We start from the raw sequence: 17,908 nt of genomic DNA, 5'->3' as shown, positions 1-17,908 counted from the left end.
GCAACTGCGAACCCAACTATAAAGGGTGTGAGACTTGGCGCTTAGGCTTGGATGATTGGAGCAAGTCAGAATAAGAGCGAAGCATTCGCTCGTTTCGGACTTGTGAAATCACTCCAAGCCTGCCAAGTCGAGCCCAACTAAAAGGGTCTGAGACCTCTCTCACCCTCAAATTTATCCAGCAGCGACCGGGATATCCCGGTCTGCTGGTATTTATTTAGCACTAATGACATTCTAAAGAATAGAAGGAAGATGAATAATGGAAATCGTTGGTATTTTGGGCCTAGCCCTGGCCATTATGGCGATCATTTACCTCTCCTTTAAGGGACTCAATATTGTTGTCGCTGCACCCCTAGCAGCTATCATCGTGATTGTCTGCAATCAGATGAACTTCTTTGAAGCCCTAACCGGAGCGGAGAATTCCTATATGGCAGGCCTGGCCGGCTTCTTAATCAAAAACTTTGCCATCTTTTTACTGGGAGCTATGCTCGGTCAATATATGGACCGGTCAGGGGCAACCCAGCGGATTGCGGAAGTCCTCTTAGAGAAGATTGGGACGGATAGTCCCTTCCGCGTCTTAATTGCTTTAACAGTAATCGGTAGTGTTCTCACTTTCGGAGGGATTTCAATCTTTGTGGTTTTCTTTACCCTCATTCCTCTGGCGCGACCTATCTTTAAGGAACTCGATATTAACTGGGAATTGGTCTCGATTCCACTCTTCCTAGGAGCAGGGACCTACACCATGTCTATGATTCCAGGGACACCCTCCGTTCAGAATGCAATCCCAACCACAGAGTTAGGAACGACCTTGACAGCAGCCCCTCTCTTAGGGATTGCGGCAACCATTACCATTCTGATTTTTGGCCTCTGGTATATGAAGTATGAACTGGATAAAAGCATGAAGAAGGGGGAAAACTTCTACACCTATCTTGACGGTAAGCCTGTTCCCCAAGAAGACCAGCTCCAAGCAAGTGACCAAGAGAAACCAGGCTTTATGGTGAGTATCTTGCCTCTATTACTCTTGATTATCCTCATCCTGGTCTTCAGTAAGCTAGCCAATATTATCCTGATTGCCTTAACGGTAGCTATCCTCTGCTGTGCCTTCCTCTTCCGCAACTATCTGCCGGACCAAAAAGATGTCCTGAACAAGGGGGCATCTGGGGCAGTCGGTTCTTCCTTTGGGGCGGCTTCAGCAGTTGCCTTCGGGGCGGTCTTAACCAGTGCACCAACTTTTGCGGTGGTCCAAGAGGCGCTCGTCAATATGCCTGGACCTGCTCTCGTAACCCTAGGTGTGATTACCGCCTTACTCTCTGGGGTAATGGCAGCTTCTGGTGCGATCGGTACGGTAGTTTCTCAATTCGCCCAACCTTACTTAGAGATGGGGATTCCAGCGGCTGTTATCCACCGGGTAGTTGTTATCGGCGGGGGCGTTCTGACCGTCGTTCCCCAATCTGGTGCGGTCATTGCCTTCAATAGTATCTCAGGCTTGGACTTCAAGCACGGCTTCAAACAAGCCTTCATCGTCAGCAACGGGGGTTTCCTCCTCGCCTTGATCGTTACCCTGATCCTTGCCGGAGTTCTCTACTAATCGCAAATTAACTAGATATCTAAAAGCAGAAATTTTCCTTAAATAGCGAAAATTTCTGCTTTTTATTTAACAGCCATGTCTCATAGATGACAGGCGAGTAACAAAGAAAGCCTTTTATTAATGAAACTGTCAACTGTCCTTTACCTCCTGTTAAAGTGCATTTGCTATAGTAGGGACAAGAAAGGGAGTGACAGGATGTCAGCGATAAAACGTGCCCTATTGACCCTCGTATTGGCTGCTTGGACGACTCTTGTCCCCAGCTTTGCAGCAGAAACAGATGAAATTTCTGAAAGCCAGGGACGGCCGGAAGACTTCCCTAGCCTCGATATCGATCGGCCCTCTATGGAAGAAGAGGCAGGCTTTGTCCCGCAAGAGGAGGAGAAGAGCGAAGAAGAGCCTTCTTCAGACCAGGGACAGGCTTCCTCCCAGGACGACAATCAAGCAATTGAATCAGGAGGACCGGCGGATGACTTAGAATTGGCCCAACCTAACAAGGCGCCGCTTGGCCTCAGACGGTCGGAGATCTGGTCCCGGCCTGCTGACCAAGGCCTGCCAAAGGAAGAAGGCTCCCCAGCTCCTGGCCCTTCCAGTCAAGCAGAGCAAAGGCCGACGACCTCCCAGGCTGAGCTTCCCAAGGTCGGTGCGGTTAGCCGGCTCCAACCCGGCTTGTGGTCCCTGGTGACTGCCTGCCTCTTATTCCTAGCTTCCTCTTTAGGAGACCGTGTTTAGCCCTAAATGAACTGTTCCAAGACCTCGCCTTGGAGCAGTTTTTTTAGGCTCAACTTCGATAGCTGAAAAACTAGCGACTCGGTCATTCGAGGACTTAAGCGTTCATTTTGTGACATTTTTGCTTTATACTGGGCGAGTGAAGGGGGTTTTACTATGTCAAAAGACCAAGAATTACTGGCCCAAGATGCCTTCATCCGCAAGACCCATCGGCTAAGGGAAGTCTTCTTTGAAGCTATCCACCAAGCGGACCAAGACAAGCTGGCCGACCTACTCAAGGAGATGCGGCCGCTCTTCTATAACCGGCGCTTAGGCCTCTTAGACCGCGTCCAGGGGTCTTCTTTGCGCTCGCTCAAGAATCTTATGCTCTCCCACAATTCCATGATGGCCCTTGAAGCCGAGCGGGCAGGCCTCGATGCGGCCCTATCCCACCACCTGACCGAGAAGTTCGCCGTCATCATTGAGAAAGCCAGTGAGGAAGAAGACCTTATCCGCTTGCACGATGAGATGGCCATGGAGTATGCGCGGTCAGACTTGCGGCGTGTGAAGGGCAGGGAACTGTCGCCACTCGTAGAAGCGGCGGTTAACTTCATCGACCGTTATTACAGCCAAGCAATCAGCATCCAGGGCCTGGCCCAGCACCTCTATAGCAGCCGGGAATACTTGTCACGGTCCTTCCAAGAGGAGATGGGCCAGTCTCCCTCCCAATACCTCCAGGACAAACGCTTGAATGAAGCCAAGCAGCTCCTGCGCTTCTCCAAGCTATCCATCGCAGAAGTCGCGACCTTGATTGGCTACCAGAATGGCCAATATTTTAGCCGGATCTTCAAAGAAAAAGTGGGCTGTGCACCGACTAAGTACCGAGAAGAATGTCACAAAAGTCCACAATAATGTCACAGCTAACCATGTGAAAGCCTTCTCAACCATGATAAACTGACTTTGATAAGAAATGTAAGCGTTTTAAGAAGGAGCGGTCAAGATGAATCCAATCATTGAACAATTAGGCTACAGTTCAGACGAAAGGGTGGTGGTGGTCCATGCGGATGATGTGGGGATTACCCAAGCGTCAATTGATGCTTATGAAGACTTAATGGACTTGGGGACCATCTCATCAGGTTCAGCTATGGTGCCCTGTTCCTGGTTCCCCGAAGTCGTTCAGCGAGCCAGCCAACACCCTGAATGGGACCTCGGTCTCCACCTGGCCTTTAATGCCGAATACAGTGGCTACAAGTGGCGGCCCTTATCGACTTCAGACCCTGCGTCGGGCTTTGTCGATGATCTGGGTTACTTCGTCCAAGGCAAGCACAAGGTCCAAGAAACCGCAGATCCAGGGGCCATCGCCCAGGAAATCGAAGCCCAAATAGGCTTAGCCCAGGCTATGGGCTTGACCATCTCCCATGTGGATACCCATACGGGGACCCTGTGGAATAAGAAATACATTGACGCCTACCAGGAAGTCTATGGCCGTCACGGCATCTTGCCTGTTATTTGCCGGCACCGGGAGGACAATCCCATCCTAGAAGAAATGATCGGCCCGGCTAATTACCCAGAAAATAAGCTCAAGACCTGGCAAGCAGAAGGCTTCCCTCTAATGGACGCCATCTCGGGTATGCCAGTCGAACATACTTATGATCCAGATGAGCGCTTCAAGCTAGCTCAAAAGATCCTAAAAGCCATTGAACCTGGTCAATTGACCCACTTTGCCTTCCATCCTATGCGCGATACGCCGGAAGCCCGTGCGCTCAACCGCTATGAAGGCGGTCGGATCGGGGACTACCTAGTCTTTAGCCGTCCCGAAATGAAACAATTTATGGCAGATGAAGGCATCCGCCTCGTCTCTTACCGCGAAATTCTAGAAGCTGTGAAAGGAGAAGAAGACCATGCAAGCAAAGATTAAAGCAGCCGTCCAGCGACCGCTTGAATTTGAGGGGCCGTTAGCCGTCACAGAGGAAAGCCACCCCTTCTCTTCCATGGCCTATGCCCGGGAACCCTTAGACCTGTCAGACTATGGCTATGTTGAAGAAGAATACTTGCAGTCAGGGCAAGCTAATGTCTACCAAGACTTGGGGGAGGGGTTAAGCCTCAAGGAAGACGCCTTGCCTTACTGTACCCGCATCCTTGTGCGCAAGCCAGCCCAGGCCAGTCAATTTTCGGGCAGAATTTACCTGGATATCTATAATGCATCCAATGGCTATGACATCGAAGACATTTGGCGACGAAGTTATCAACATATCTTGGAGAATGGCCATATCTATATCGGGATTAGCTCCAAGCCCATCAATGCCCTTTCCCTAAAGAATTTTGACTATGAGCGCTATGCCAAGATTAATTGGGCGGCTAGCCAAGCGGCAGCTCAGCCAGCCACGGTTAACCATCAGATGTCCATCCCTGGGACTGAAGAGGGTCTCATTTGGGACATGTTAAGCCAATTAGCCTGGGCTATCCGAACGGGCCAGGCCCCCTTCCTGGACGACTTGGCAGTTGATGAGCTCTACTTGACTGGCCAATCCCAGTCTGCCATGTATTTAAACACCTATCTCTATTACTTTGAAGATTTGATCAGCCAAGGCTTTGACCAGCCGCTCTTTGATGGCTATCTCAGTGTGGTGGGCTATGGTGTAATGCGGACTTTAGACCAACAGGATGACGAAGAGCAGATGTTTGCTGTCCGTCAGCAGCATTTCAAACCAAGTCAAGTTCCTGTAATCTACCTGTCTTCAGAAGGTGATATCAACCTCTTCGGCCCGATGAAGCCTTCGACAGTTAAGACAGAGACAGTGAATCCAATGAGCCGCCATTACGAATTAGCTGGCTCTCCCCATACGGATCCCGCTTCACCCCTGATTCCAGATAACCGAGAGATTGCTAAGACCAAAAATCCACCTAAGATCCTAGATGGCGAATACAATTATACGGTCAATGACCTTCAATTGGCCTACTATGTCAATACGTGTATGGAATGGCTCCACGACTGGGCGGTTGAGGGACAAGCAGCACCGGACAGTCAACGGATTGCCCGCGATGAGAAGGGACAAGTTTGCCGTGATGCTTATGGGAATGCTGAAGGCGGCTTGAGAAGTCCTTATGTGGAAGTCCCTATTGCCCACTACCACGCTAATGCACAAGCGGATGCCTCTCAGATTGACCAAAATGTTGGTAATGTGAATGGGTCGATGGCTTACTTCACAGCAGAAGAATTAGCTGAACGCTACCGGGACGCAGCGGATTATTTGAAGCAGTTTAATCAAGCGGTTGACAAAGCCCTCGAAGCTAAGTACTTAACGCAGGCTGATGGTGAACGCATGCTCAGCTGGGCCCAAGAAATGGCCCAAAAATTATGGAAGGATGATTAGACATGGCCGAGAACACAATCAAAAAGACGAATAAACCGCCTTTTTCCTGGCGGGATGAACTAGGCTATATCTTTGGGGATATGGCAGGTTCTTTCGTGAACTTATTTATTGATGCCTTTTACCTTACCTTTTGTACCTATGTTCTAGGAGTGAGCCCTATCTTCATGGGGAACCTCTTCCTCTTTGCCCGGCTCTTTGATGCCATTAATGACCCCATTATTGGCTCTTTCCCTGACCGTTGGCGTTTAGGGAAGAAAGGAGACAAATTCAAGCCGTATATTAAGATTGCTATGTGGCCGCTTGCCCTAGCTAATATCCTCTGCTTTACAGATGTGTCGAGCTTTGGGGATACTGCCATGCACGTCTGGGTCAGCCTAGCCTATATCCTCTACGGCGTCTCCTATACGGGAACTTCCATGCCTTTTGGGGCCATGGCCAATGTCATTACGGATAAACCAGAAGAACGGACCAAACTATCCAGGGCACGTTCCATTGGTGGGACCGTAGTGGGCTTCGGGGCCTTGTCGATTGTCCCTCTCTTTGCTTGGGATGCGAATAATGCACCGATTCCTAAGGCCTTCTTCATCATTGCAGTGATCTTTGCTATTCTTTCCTTGCTGGGTTACACCGCCTTGATGCATATGACCCACGAACGGATTGCAGAAGCACCGAAAAAAGAAGAAAACTTTAACTATGGGATGGTTATCAAGGATGCCTTCCGCAACCGCCCCCTTATCGGCGTGATGGTGGCCACAGTCGGCTCCTTAATCTACATTACAGGGAACAGCCAGCTCGGGCAGATCATGTTCAAGGAATACTATAACCGCCCCGATATCCTGGCCTATGTGAACTTTGCTTCTTTATTTGTTCTGCTCGTAGCCTTACCAACTGTTCCTCGGATGGCCAACGCCCTAGGTAAGCAGAAGACCATTCTCTTTGCTGTAGCGGCTAACTTCATCCTCTCTCTTCTTGATGTTAGTCCCTATTGCTAACCCCTATCTCTTTGCCGCCCTATTTATCATCGCTAATATTGGCCAAACTTGCTTTACTATGCTGATCTGGGCCTTGGTTTCAGACTGCCTGGACTACCATCAATTTAAATTTGGCTACCGCAGTGATGGTTCCCTCTATTCTATCTATACCTTCTCGCGTAAGATTGGATCAACCTTAGCCTCGACCTTGGCTAGCTACGCTTTAGCAGGGATTGGCTTTGTCTCCGGTGTTGCGGCACAAACGGCTGAAGTTTCAGAGCATATTCGCTTATTGTATACGGCAGTTCCAGTTGTCACAACAGTCCTTGAATTGATCGGAATCGGTCTTATTTTCAACCTCAATAAGGAACGAACAGACGCGATCTACCAAGAACTCCAAGCCGAACATCGTGACCGGTAAAATTTCCTAATATCAATAAAAAAGGACCTCGTCAGAAAATTTCTGGCTGGGTCCTTTTTGCTTGGTATGTTTGATTATTCCGCGAGGGAAGCTTGGCCTTTGAAGTCAGAGGCGTAGAGGATGGCTTGCTGGCTGCCCAGGGGGAGGGTGAGTTGGGAAGGGCGGAGTTGACCGGTATTCTCATCCCGCCCTTGGACAAAGTAGCTGGAATCCGGCTCTTGGGCAGCATGGACCAGGTCTTGGGTCGCGTTATTTTGGTAGCGGTTGAAGAGGCCCCGGGCTTGCGTTCCTTTGAAAGCCGTCAGCAGGGCATAGTCTCCCATGGAATCCCCGAAGACCATGAGAGGGTCTTTGCCCCCGTGGCGGGGCTGGATGAGCTTCTGGATGCAGTCTACCTTGCCCTGGCCCTTAGTCACATAACTCTTAGCCAAGACCTGGTCTGTCAGTCGCCCCTGGTCATCGCAGGCAATCTCCATGCCAAAAATATCCTCTGGCGCAATCGCATAATCGCCGAGTTCAACCGCCACTTGCACGAGAAGACGAGGACTGGCTGAGACAATATAAGGACGGATGCCCTGCTTGGTCAAGCAAGCGAAGAGCTGGCGCAAGTCTTCAGGGAAGGCTAGACCCGATTCAAAGGTCGCTTGGACAGGACCTGTTAAGCCGGGTCGCTGGTCAGACGAGTGGAGGAGGACTTGGTCGAAGGGCGCATCCATATTGGCTTGGAGAGCATCCTGACCAATCTGACAGAATTCAGCTGGACTGAAGCCCTTGAAGAGATAGGAGGGCCAGGTCTGCCCCGCCACTTTATCGAAGTGGGTATTGATCAGGTTATAGAAGAGTCGGAGTTTAGCCGCAAAACTTGGATAGGCCGGCTGGCTCTTTGGGTCGTTTTGATGGTAAAGCTCGCGGTAGAGGCTAGCCAGGTCTTGGACCAAGTGGGCGAGACTGAGCTCGGAACGATTGAAGAAAGTTTCTTGGTAGTCAAAGGGTCCGGAGCTAATTGTTTGGTAGAAGTCATCCGGAGACAATAAGTAAGTGAATTGGTCCAGCATAGCCATCATCAGGGTATCCTCAATATCATTAAAGACAGAGGTATTGTCAAAGTCAAAGACCGCATAGTGATCGGCCTGGCTGTAGTCGTGTAAGAGGGTTTGAAGCCTTTGGTGAAGTCCAGCTTCAAAGCGTCCTTGAGGGAAGTCGATTGACATAGGAAGCTCCTTTCGTCGTTTTATGTATTGTAGCAGATGGGGGAGGGAGAGAAGTCAGAATTTACCATTAATTTACATTAAATTTACGAGGGGTTAATTTAATTTTGGTATATTATAAATAAAAGAATACATGGAGGAAGATGGATGAAGAAACAATTAATGCTTACAGCGAGTGTGGCCTTACTGGTCTCCCTGGCTGCAACAGAAGTGAAAGCAGCTGAAGCGAGTACAAATGAAGTGAATACCGAGTTAGATGGTCAAACGAATCCAAGTTCATCGACTGAAAGTCCAGTTGAAGAGACGACTTACACAGAGCTTGCACCTGGAGCCTACTATGATCATAGGAAGAATGACTTCCGCGTGCAAGCAGGCAATCGCTATGAAGCAGAAGCTCAAGTTGAAGCTCCTCAGCCAGCGACAGCCCAAGTCAAATTTGGGGTAGGGCATGCAGGAGATCCTAACCACCTAATCTGGTCAGCAGAGGGGACACCTAAGTCAGAAAATAAAGGACTTGTTCAAGGCGAATCAGTCGCCAAGGATTCATCCAACGACACCCATCTGTTTCTCTTTAACCAGTCCGATCAACCGGTTAAAGTTAATCCAGCTAGTATTAAATTACAAGAAAAACCTTATACAGCTGAAGAGCTTGCGGCTAAAGAGCAAGAACTTTATGCTTCCTTGCCAGAACCGAGTCAAGATTTCCGTGTCTTACCTTACTTACAATCACCTTCAAGTCACAGCATCGGCTTGAACTGGGTTTCTGAATTTCCCCAAGCAGGACATGCGGCATTATATCTCGATGGGAAACTGGTTGACCAGAAGGAAGCTGCTGTCACTTATTTAGACTTAGCTGAATATACAGCTAAAGAAATTCAACAAGAGCTCAGCTTTAAACCAGGCAATGGGCAAACGCTTAGCCTGCCTCAGGGGTCTTGGTTAAATTCGAATACCAACTATTTAAACCACGTGGCGTTCGATAATTTACAAGCAAATACCCGCTATGATTATGTGGTTAAATCGGGAGATTCCACTTATCGTCAGTCTTTTAAAACCTTCCCAGACGCTAATAATTGGGATAAGTTGCGCTTAATTGCCTTCTCTGACACAGAGACAGAACCCCTAGGAGAATTGGAAAACCGTGAGTGGGAATTACACACGATCACACCATACGCCCCAGGTTCTGAAGAGAGACCAGGTGAAGGATCTGCCTTCCACCAAAAATTTGGTCAACAGAAGAGAAACGGGCAATTCCTAGTCCGTTACCCTCTCAGCCAGCAGACAGCCCTCAATGAAAACCTCAAGCATATTGAAGCGGCCCAACCGGATGCCTTGTTGATTGCTGGGGACTTGACCCAGGGAGCGGGTTATCAACCGGCCTGGGATGAATTCTTCCGTCATTTTGCGGGGGAATTTACGGATATTGCGAGTTCAACCCCTCTATTGACGGCCTTAGGTAACTGGGAGACCTATGCAGCGATTAATGGGGGCTATGGGACGCCTGAAGATCCTAGACCAGCTGTCATTTCACGTAACAAGTACCATGATTACTTCACGACGCCTGGAGACCCTAATAATCCCCAGTATAAAGATTCTTACTACCGGACAGATATTGGGCCAGTGACCTTATTAACCCTCGATTCCACAAAGGGGATTCCTGATGAGAAGGCAGGCGCCTATACGACGGGCAAGAAATATAGTGAAAGCGACCGCATGCTTAATCCTGACTTGTGGGTTAAGCAAGAAGATCCTTATATGACAACAGATACCCAAGGTAGCTTTACTTTAGAAGACTATCAGAAGGGCTTTACCCAGCTTTATCCTGGGGCTAAGCCAGAAGATAGCGATATTCCAACCTTCAATCCAGGAACGGAACAGTGGAATTGGGTGGTTGATCAGTTGAATGATGCGCGCAGTAAGGGCCAGATCATCTTAGTTCAATTCCACCATGCCCCTTATTCAGCAGGCGTTCACGGGACCCCACCAAACCATGAATATGCAGACAACCAGTCAGGGGTTGCGATGCGGGTCTACTCCCCCTTGTTTGAAGCTTATGGGGTTGCTGCAGTGATTGCTGGCCACGATGAGATGTTCGAACGGAGTTGGATCGATAGTGACCAAGATGGCCTAGGTTTCCAAGTCTTTGATGTAGGGGTCGCTGCGGATGGTTTACGCGGTGAAAAGATGGTTAAGAATGAAGCTGGCAATTATGTTCCGCTGAAGTATAATACGCATTCAGTTTGGAGTGCAACAGCCAATGAACCAGAATTCTGGCAAACTAATGACCAAGGTGTGAAGCACCTCATTGATGGTGGCTTGCACTATGGTCACTTGCAGATGGATATTGAGAAGATGCCTTATGGGGCCAAGATGATCTTCCAACCTGTCTATGTCTTCCCTATTCTAGATGATAATTACGACCTAGTCCGCACGGAACGTCGGGTATATGATGATGTGACCGTGATGTACTTCGACCATGAAGGGAAGCTTTTAGCAGAGGAACCTTTAGTCGATCCGATTCAACCAGGCAAGGACCAAGGCCAAACGAAACCTGGCCAGGAGACACAGGAAGAACCAAGTCAGCATCAAAAAGGAAAGATACTTCCAACGACGGTTGATCAAAAAGAAAAAAGTGAGGAAGTGACTCCAGAGCAAGGAAGCCATCAAACAGGGACTCCAGCTGGAGAACAAAGTGGAACAGAAAGTGTACAAGCGACCGTGAAGCCTGCACAGGCAAGTGCGCAGCTAGCTGATCCAGTGACAAGTAGTCAAGCCGTCAAATCAGGGTCAGTAAGCAGAGTTTCAGAAGGGAAGCCGTCTGAAGCTGTTGCAGCCCATAGCCAAGCGAAAGCTTTTAAAGGAAGTCAGCTTCCACAAACAGGGATGCAGTCTTCAGGCTTATTAGCGCTTGCCCTAATTGGTGTAGGAACGGTCTTTAGCCTCAATAAGAAGGAACGGAAAATGAAATAGATCGTTAATCGAAAGCCAAACAAAGCCCAGTGACCGGGAAAGTCACTGGGCTTCTTCTTTTTTGAGCGATTGCTTTTACCCACGATGCAAGCCATAGCCATGGTCTAAGGGCCCATGCCCTTGGCCCAAGTCCAGGCCAGCAGCAATGGCTCCTGTTAAATAGGTCTTGCCGGCTTGGATGGCTTCCTCGAGGGGGTAGCCCTGGGCCAGGTAGGAGGCGATGGCGCTCGATAGGGTGCAGCCGGTGCCGTGGGTGTTGGGGTTGTCGATGCGGCTGGCATCAAACCATTCGATTCTGCCTTCTGGTAAAGCGAGGACATCCCGCGCTTGGCCTCTGAGATGGCCCCCCTTGATGAGGACGGCGACTTGGTAGTGGTCTGCCAGTGCCTGACCAGCTTCTGCCATCTCTGCTTCCGTTTCGATTGTTTGGCCATAGAGGACGCTAGCTTCTGACAGGTTGGGGGTGATGAGCCGAGCCAGGGGAATGAGGTCTGCTTGCAGGCTTTGGACTTGGTCTGAGGCGAGGAGTCTGGCCCCACTCGTGGCGACCATGACGGGATCGAGGACGACATTCTCCAAGTGATAAGCTTGGATGAGGCGGGCGATGCAGCGGATGGATACGGCATTCCCCACCATGCCAATTTTGACTGCATCGGGTCGGATATCTTCACAGACACTACGAATCTGGGCTTCCAGGAGCTCGGGAGAGACGATGGCACTCTCTTGGACACCCAGGGTATTCTGGGCTGTGATCGCGGTGATGGCTGACATGCCAAAAGTGCCCGTCGCTTGAAAAGTCTTGAGGTCGGCTTGGATACCGGCTCCTCCTGAAGAATCGGAGCCGGCGATGCTTAAGGCAGTTTTCATAGAACTACTCCTTTCGATGGGCTTTCCAGCAGGAGACGAGGTCTTGAGCGGCTTGGCCGGGATCGTCTGCACCTGTAACAGCTGAAATGACGAAGAAAGAATCAACGCCGGTTTGGGCCAGTTGGGGCAGGTCTTCTAAAGTGACCCCACCTCCTATGGTGACGGGGATGGGGCTGACCTGGGCTAGCCGTTCGAGTTCAGCATAGGTCCGGGTGACCAACTGACCACCGTTGAAGTGGCCCGCTTCAGGTTTGGATGTAGAAGCATGCAAGGGGCCAGCACCGAAGTAATCGATAGCGGTCACATCTTCTTTTTGAACATAGTCGATGAGCTCAAGGGCTGTTGCAGATAGGCCGATGATGGCATCTGGACCTAGATACTTGCGGCAGAGGGCGACGGGCAGGTCGGTCTGACCGACATGGAGGCCGTCCACCTTAGCCCCGGCTTCCCGGGCAGCTAGAGCCACATCTAGGCGGTCATTGACGACCAGGGAGACCTTGTCTTGCAGGCCCATTTTTTTGATGAGGTCAGCGGCTTGGATGGTCAGGTCGATCCAATCTTTAGCGTCGAGGATTTTAGAGCGGATCTGGATGAAGGTGAAGCCTGCCTCAAGGGCTAGGCGGATAACTTCAAGCGGGGACCTATCGGGGGTATTCTCTGGTCCAATGACCAGGTAGGCTGACAGGTCAAAGTTTTGGCGTGCTGTAGACATTAGTCAACCTTCTCAATCTGGATGGCTAGGCCCGCGATGTCGTCTGGGCTGGCCTGGTAGAGTTCGTCCAGTAAGTGGACCTGGAAGGAGGCGGGGCCTTGCGCCTGCTTTTCTGCCTTTGAGCCGGCGTAATTGAAGGCATTGACACCGGTTAGGGCAGCGGTTAGGGGGTCAGCCTTGGTGGCATAGACGGCAATGAGCCCACCCAAGGCACAGCCTGCGCCGGTGATATGGGTCATGAGCTGGGAGCCACCTGTGGACGTAATTAGTCGTGTCCCATCGGTTACAAGGTCGGTCTCCCCAGAGACAACCACTGCGCCACCGGTATGACGGGCGAGCGAGAGGGCAGCTTGGCGAGCTTCCTGGGTGGTATGGAGGCTATCGACGCCCTTGCTGGCAACCACTTGGTCTGTTTCTAAGAGCTCCCAGAGCTGGGCCATGGCGATAATCTCACTGGCATTGCCCTTGATAACGGCAGGCTTGGCTTCCCGCATCTTGAGGAGGAGCTGGCTGCGGCTGGTGCCCATGCCGACTGCCACCGGATCTAAGACCCAGGGAGTCTGGGTCGCATTGAGCTTGGCAACTGTTCGTGGCAGGGTCTCTTCATAGATAGGGAAGATGGTCCCCATGTTGATATAGAGCGCTTCCCCCGCCTGGGCCATGGCTTCTCCCTCGTCTGGCAGGTAGACCATAGCGGCCGAACCACCAGCGGCTAATTGGGTATTCGCTACCAGGTTAATGGTGACGGTATTGGTGATGGAAGGCACTAGGGGTTGGTCCTCCTTAACGGCCTGGACCGTCTGACAGATCGAATCATGTAAGTGTTTTTCCATAATTTATTCCTCCTATGTGGAGACGGTGTCCTTTGAGCCATGTCAGCATATATAGCGCATAATATAACAAAAAAGACAATCTCCTATACCAGAGATTGCCAATCAGCCACACTAAAAAATATATTCCCTACGCAAGCATTACCTTGACAGGTTCAATGAGTCTAATCTCAGCCAATTGGCACCTCAATTTATCTTTGTATACAGCCACTCTAAAACATCGCTTGTCTTTTGTCAAGGCAGATGCTGGCCCTGCTATTTGCATTGGGGTGCTGGCGAAGGCAATTAGCCGCTTTTTTTCCGTTTGGTCTCCAAGCATCCAAAGCTAAGCGCTCTTGTTCACACCCTATAGTCGGGTTCAGGCTAGCAGAAATAGCTCCTCTTCAGCAAAATCCGCCGAAGACTTTCAGTCTTCTCTGGTTTTTGCCTCCAGAGGACTATTTCTCCCGCTAGCCTTTACACCCTGATTAGTCGGGTTCACAAGAGCAGCTTTGGAGTGCTTTCGCAAGTCAGAAACGCGCAAGCGTGGCTTGCTCTTATTCTGACTTACTCCAAGCATCCAAAGCTAAACACTCTTGTTCACACCCTTTAGTCGGGTTCACAAGAGCAGACTTGAAGTGATTTCAGCTCACCAAAACGTCTGACTGGCGTCAGCCTTTTTTGATGAGCCTCCAATCATTCAAGCCTAAGCGCTCTTGTTCACACCCTCTACTTATGGTAGAATCTGAACTGATTGTGTTGTGCACTGCCTTGGATTAGCGTGTTTTATGGTAACGCTTTCATTTTTGTTTTAAGACCGGCAGTGACGACAGGATACACTAAATAGAAATGAGCGAGAATGGTGAGTAGATTGTGGTCGGATATGCGGGAGCTTCGGGTCCCACATACCTATGTGTTGTTGTTTGCTTTTATTGTAATTGCAGCCCTTATGTCCTGGATTGTGCCGGCGGGGGAGTTTGCCCGAACCATGGTGGATGGTCGGGAGGTGATTGATCCGAACTCCTTTAAATATGTGGCCCAGCAGCCCCAGGGTATCTTTGATATTTTGAAGTCCCTGCCGGCGGGTTTTGAACGGAGCCAGCATATTTCCTACTTCCTCTTTATCGTAGGGGGAGCCTTTGGGGTGATGAACCAGACAGGGGCCATTGAAGCGGCCCTGAGTCGTTTGGTCCATGCCCTGCGTGGCAAGGAGACCCTGGTGATTCCTTCTGTTCTCTTGATCATGGGGATTGCAGGGTCAACGATTGGCCTGAGCGAAGAGACCATTCTCTTCATTGCTTTGGGCGTGACCCTGGCGCGAGGCATGGGCTATGATGCCCTGGTCGGCGTGGGGATGATCGGTCTAGGGGCCGGTCTAGGCTTCACGTCAGGCTTTATGAATCCCTTTTCAGTCGGCGTGGCCCAGTCCATTGCTGACCTGCCCCTCTTCTCTGGCATTGGCTTGCGTCTGGTCCTCTTTGGGGTCGTTTGGCTAGCGACAACTATCTACTTGATGCGTTATGCCAAGAAGGTCAAGGCAGATCCGACCCAGTCCCTTGTCTATGAAGAGGAGCAGGCAGCCAAGGCCGAAGAAGCCGCTGAGGGAAAAAAGACGGAGGCCTTGACCTTTAGCCGCCGCCAACAAGTCATTGCAGCCATCTTTGTCATGAGTTTTGTGGTCATTGCGGTCGGCGTCATCGGTTATGGTTGGTATATTACAGAGATTGGTGCGGTTTTCATCGGTGCCGGGATCTTAGCTGGCATGGTGGGCGGTTTGAAGGCGGGGCAAATCGCTGATGGCTTCATTGAAGGGGCCAAGGATATGGTCTATGCAGCCTTGATTGTAGGCCTAGCCCAGAGTTTAATTGTCATCCTGGAAGACGGGATGATTATTGATACCCTCATCCATGCCATGTCAGACGCTATCGCCAACCTCCCGAGCGTTCTGAGCGCAGTAGGGATTTACGTGGTTCAGATCATTATCAATTTCTTTATTTCATCGGGGAGTGGCCAGGCAGCTGTCACCATGCCCATTATCGTTCCTCTGGCAGATGCCCTGGGCGTGACCCTGCAGACCGCTGTCCTCTGCTATCAACTAGGCAACGGCTTCTTGGATTCCATCATGCCCATGTCCGGCATCCTCATGGCCCAGCTGGCGATTGCCAAGGTCCCTTATAGCAAGTGGGTCAAATTCGCCATGCCCCTGATGCTGATTTGGCTCTTGATTGGTCTTGTCTTTGTTGTTGGCGCGCACGTGATGGGTTACGGCCCATTCTAGAAAGAAGGTTGACTTATGGGAAAAGAACAATTAACGACGATTTGTAAAGACTTAAGAGAAGAATTCCAAGCCTTGAGTGATTATATCTATGACCACCCAGAGCTCGGCCTTGAAGAAGACCAGTCCTCTCAGGCCCATGTGGATCTTCTGGAAAAACATGGCTTCCAGGTTGAAAAACCTTACCTAGGCTTCGAAACCGCCTTTCGGGCGACTTATGATTCCGCTAAGCCGGGACCTACCGTGGCCTACCTATCGGAATATGATGCCCTCCCTGAGATTGGTCATGGCTGTGGCCACAACATGCTGGGGACCGTGGATACCGGGGCAGCCATCGTTTTGTCCAAAGTCCTAGGAGAAACTGGTGGACGCCTGGTGGTCTTAGGGACGCCTGCTGAGGAAACCAATGGCGTCAAGGTCGACATGGCGGCTGCAGATACCTTCGATGATATCGACGTGGCCCTCTGTACCCATCCCTCAGACGCCAATACCAAGAGTGCGCCTTCCTTGGCCATGCAGGCTCTGGAATTTGAATTCTTTGGCAAGAATGCCCACGCTGCGGCAGCCCCTTGGCAGGGGATCAATGCCCTGGATGCGGTCATTAACCTCTTCAACCTGGTCAATGCCCAACGCCAGCAGATCCTACCCACTGCCCGCATCCACGGGGTCATTAAGGATGGGGGCGAGGTCGCCAATGTCATCCCGGACTACACCCGGGCCCACTTCTACGTTCGGGCGCGCGACAAGGCCTACGTCCAAGTCCTGCGCGAAATGATGATCCGGATGGCAGAGAGCGCCGCCCAAGCAGCTGGCTGCACGATGAAATACCGCAACTATGAGAAGACCTATGACGACATGGTCACTAACCGCCCCCTAGATGATGCCTACAACGCCAACGCCAAAGCGGTAGGCATTGACATGGTCGATCCCGACCCCAATGAAGTCGTCGGGTCCTTGGACATGGGCAATGTTAGCCATGTGGTCCCCGCCACCAATCCTTATTACAGCATCACAGACGGCCAAAAGATTTCTGGACATACCCCAGAATTCCGCGACTGCACCAAGACCGAGGCAGGCTACCAGGCCATGATGGCGACGATTGAAATCCTGGCACGGACTGGTTATGATGTGCTGACGGATCCCGAACTTCTAAAAGCGATTCAAAAAGATTTTAAAGCAGAATAAATCATTAAAATAAGCAGGCAGCTGAACTTCCTATTCTTAGGAGGGAACAGCTGCCTGCTTATTGCTTGTGGGGTATTTTATGGCTAGTATCTTTCCTTGACTTTGGAGAAGAATTGCTTGGCCCGGTCGCTCTTGGGATGGTCGAAGACCTGGTCAGCAGGACCAGCTTCGAGAATTTGTCCTTGGTCGAGGAAGAAGACCCGGTCAGCGACTTCACGAACGAAGGCCATTTCGTGGGAGACGAGGAGCATGGTGTAGCCAGCTTGGGCGATTTCCTTAATGACACTGAGTACCTCGCCCACTAGTTCAGGGTCTAGGGCGGAGGTGGGTTCGTCGAGGAGGAGGAGTTGGGGCTCAAGCGCAATGGCTCGGGCGATCGCCACCCTTTGTTGCTGGCCACCGGAGAGTTGGTGGGGGTAGTGGTTCTCATAGCCTGCTAGGCCGACCCGGTGGAGTTCTGTCTTGGCCTTGGCTTGGGCCTGGTCGCTAGCTAGACCTTGGACCGTTACAAGGGCCTCAGCCACGTTCTCAATGGCTGTCTTCCGCTTAAAGAGGTTGAATTGCTGGAAGACCATGGCCGTATGCCGGCGCATGTCAGTGATTTCATCCGTCTGTTGGCTGGTGAGAGAATAAGCCTTGTCATCAAACTTAATCTCTCCCTGGTCAGGTCTTTCTAAACGGTTGAGGCAGCGGAGGAGGGTGGACTTTCCGGTGCCGGATGGCCCGATAATCCCGACCACTTCGCCTTTTTGGATATCGAAGGATAAGTTATCCAAAACCGTCTTATCCGCAAAAGATTTACTCAATTCATTAACATGGATCATGG

The 17,908-nt window shown here is 50.8% G+C and carries 13 protein-coding genes, 1 pseudogene and 1 riboswitch; of the genes and pseudogenes, 9 read left to right on the top strand and 5 right to left on the bottom strand.

Going from position 1 to position 17,908, the window contains the following annotated elements; all coding sequences use genetic code 11:
- The first annotated feature begins 256 nt into the window (after nucleotides 1-256).
- The 6 genes and pseudogenes from F6I03_RS08495 (at nucleotide 257) to F6I03_RS08470 (ending at nucleotide 7,056) form a co-directional block, all read left to right on the top strand.
- Nucleotides 257-1,585, top strand: a complete 1,329-nt coding sequence (locus F6I03_RS08495; protein ID WP_070431650.1) for a GntP family permease — start codon at nucleotides 257-259, stop codon at nucleotides 1,583-1,585.
- Nucleotides 1,586-1,780: 195 nt separating this feature from the next.
- Entirely contained in the window at nucleotides 1,781-2,314 is a 534-nt protein-coding gene (locus F6I03_RS08490) for a hypothetical protein (protein WP_070431649.1), read from the top strand.
- Between the two features lie 153 nt (nucleotides 2,315-2,467).
- Nucleotides 2,468-3,202 (top strand): helix-turn-helix transcriptional regulator, encoded by a 735-nt coding sequence (locus tag F6I03_RS08485; protein WP_070431648.1) that lies wholly within the window; start codon nucleotides 2,468-2,470, stop codon nucleotides 3,200-3,202.
- Nucleotides 3,203-3,290: 88 nt separating this feature from the next.
- Nucleotides 3,291-4,208: a ChbG/HpnK family deacetylase gene (locus F6I03_RS08480; RefSeq protein WP_070431647.1), complete on the top strand. Its 918-nt coding sequence runs from the start codon at nucleotides 3,291-3,293 to the stop codon at nucleotides 4,206-4,208.
- Complete coding sequence (locus tag F6I03_RS08475) at nucleotides 4,192-5,664, top strand: alpha/beta hydrolase domain-containing protein (RefSeq protein WP_070431646.1); 1,473 nt, start codon at nucleotides 4,192-4,194, stop codon at nucleotides 5,662-5,664. Before F6I03_RS08480 ends, F6I03_RS08475 begins: the two co-directional genes overlap by 17 nt.
- Nucleotides 5,665-5,666: 2 nt before the next feature.
- A pseudogene (locus F6I03_RS08470) lies at nucleotides 5,667-7,056 on the top strand (MFS transporter).
- 74 nt (nucleotides 7,057-7,130) lie between these two features.
- Here F6I03_RS08470 and F6I03_RS08465 read toward each other — a convergent pair.
- Entirely contained in the window at nucleotides 7,131-8,267 is a 1,137-nt protein-coding gene (locus F6I03_RS08465; RefSeq protein ID WP_150983107.1) for a haloacid dehalogenase-like hydrolase, read from the bottom strand.
- Nucleotides 8,268-8,411: 144 nt separating this feature from the next.
- On the opposite strand from F6I03_RS08465, the gene F6I03_RS08460 reads away from it, so the two are divergent.
- The gene (locus F6I03_RS08460; RefSeq protein ID WP_070431643.1) at nucleotides 8,412-11,234 is read left to right on the top strand and encodes a metallophosphoesterase; all 2,823 of its coding nucleotides are present in this window, start codon (nucleotides 8,412-8,414) and stop codon (nucleotides 11,232-11,234) included.
- Between the two features lie 75 nt (nucleotides 11,235-11,309).
- On the opposite strand, the gene thiD is transcribed toward F6I03_RS08460, so the two are convergent.
- From thiD to thiM, 3 genes are read right to left on the bottom strand one after another with little or no spacing between them, the layout of a single operon-like run.
- The gene (thiD, locus tag F6I03_RS08455; protein WP_070431642.1) at nucleotides 11,310-12,101 is read right to left on the bottom strand and encodes a bifunctional hydroxymethylpyrimidine kinase/phosphomethylpyrimidine kinase; all 792 of its coding nucleotides are present in this window, start codon (nucleotides 12,099-12,101) and stop codon (nucleotides 11,310-11,312) included.
- 4 nt (nucleotides 12,102-12,105) lie between these two features.
- A complete protein-coding gene (locus tag F6I03_RS08450) occupies nucleotides 12,106-12,813 on the bottom strand; it encodes a thiamine phosphate synthase (RefSeq protein WP_070431641.1) in 708 nt (235 codons plus the stop codon).
- Nucleotides 12,813-13,646, bottom strand: coding sequence for a hydroxyethylthiazole kinase (gene thiM / locus F6I03_RS08445; protein ID WP_141737885.1), 834 nt, complete (start codon nucleotides 13,644-13,646; stop codon nucleotides 12,813-12,815). Before thiM ends, F6I03_RS08450 begins: the two co-directional genes overlap by 1 nt.
- Nucleotides 13,647-13,753: 107 nt before the next feature.
- Nucleotides 13,754-13,842, bottom strand: a riboswitch (TPP riboswitch).
- Nucleotides 13,843-14,481: 639 nt separating this feature from the next.
- Here thiM and F6I03_RS08440 point away from each other — a divergent pair.
- Together F6I03_RS08440 and F6I03_RS08435 are read left to right on the top strand one after the other, a co-directional pair.
- The gene (locus F6I03_RS08440) at nucleotides 14,482-15,900 is read left to right on the top strand and encodes a YfcC family protein (protein ID WP_070626145.1); all 1,419 of its coding nucleotides are present in this window, start codon (nucleotides 14,482-14,484) and stop codon (nucleotides 15,898-15,900) included.
- Between the two features lie 15 nt (nucleotides 15,901-15,915).
- On the top strand, nucleotides 15,916-17,082 hold the full coding sequence (locus tag F6I03_RS08435; protein ID WP_070431638.1) for a M20 family metallopeptidase: 1,167 nt from the start codon (nucleotides 15,916-15,918) through the stop codon (nucleotides 17,080-17,082).
- An 83-nt stretch (nucleotides 17,083-17,165) separates the two neighbouring features.
- Here the strand turns inward: F6I03_RS08435 and F6I03_RS08430 are convergent, their stop codons facing one another.
- Nucleotides 17,166-17,906 (bottom strand): amino acid ABC transporter ATP-binding protein, encoded by a 741-nt coding sequence (locus tag F6I03_RS08430; protein WP_070431637.1) that lies wholly within the window; start codon nucleotides 17,904-17,906, stop codon nucleotides 17,166-17,168.
- Nucleotides 17,907-17,908 lie beyond the last annotated feature (2 nt).

The sequence above is a fragment of the Aerococcus sanguinicola genome (assembly GCF_008726925.1).
GTDB lineage: Bacteria > Bacillota > Bacilli > Lactobacillales > Aerococcaceae > Aerococcus.
This window is presented reverse-complemented; position numbering and strand designations above follow the sequence as displayed.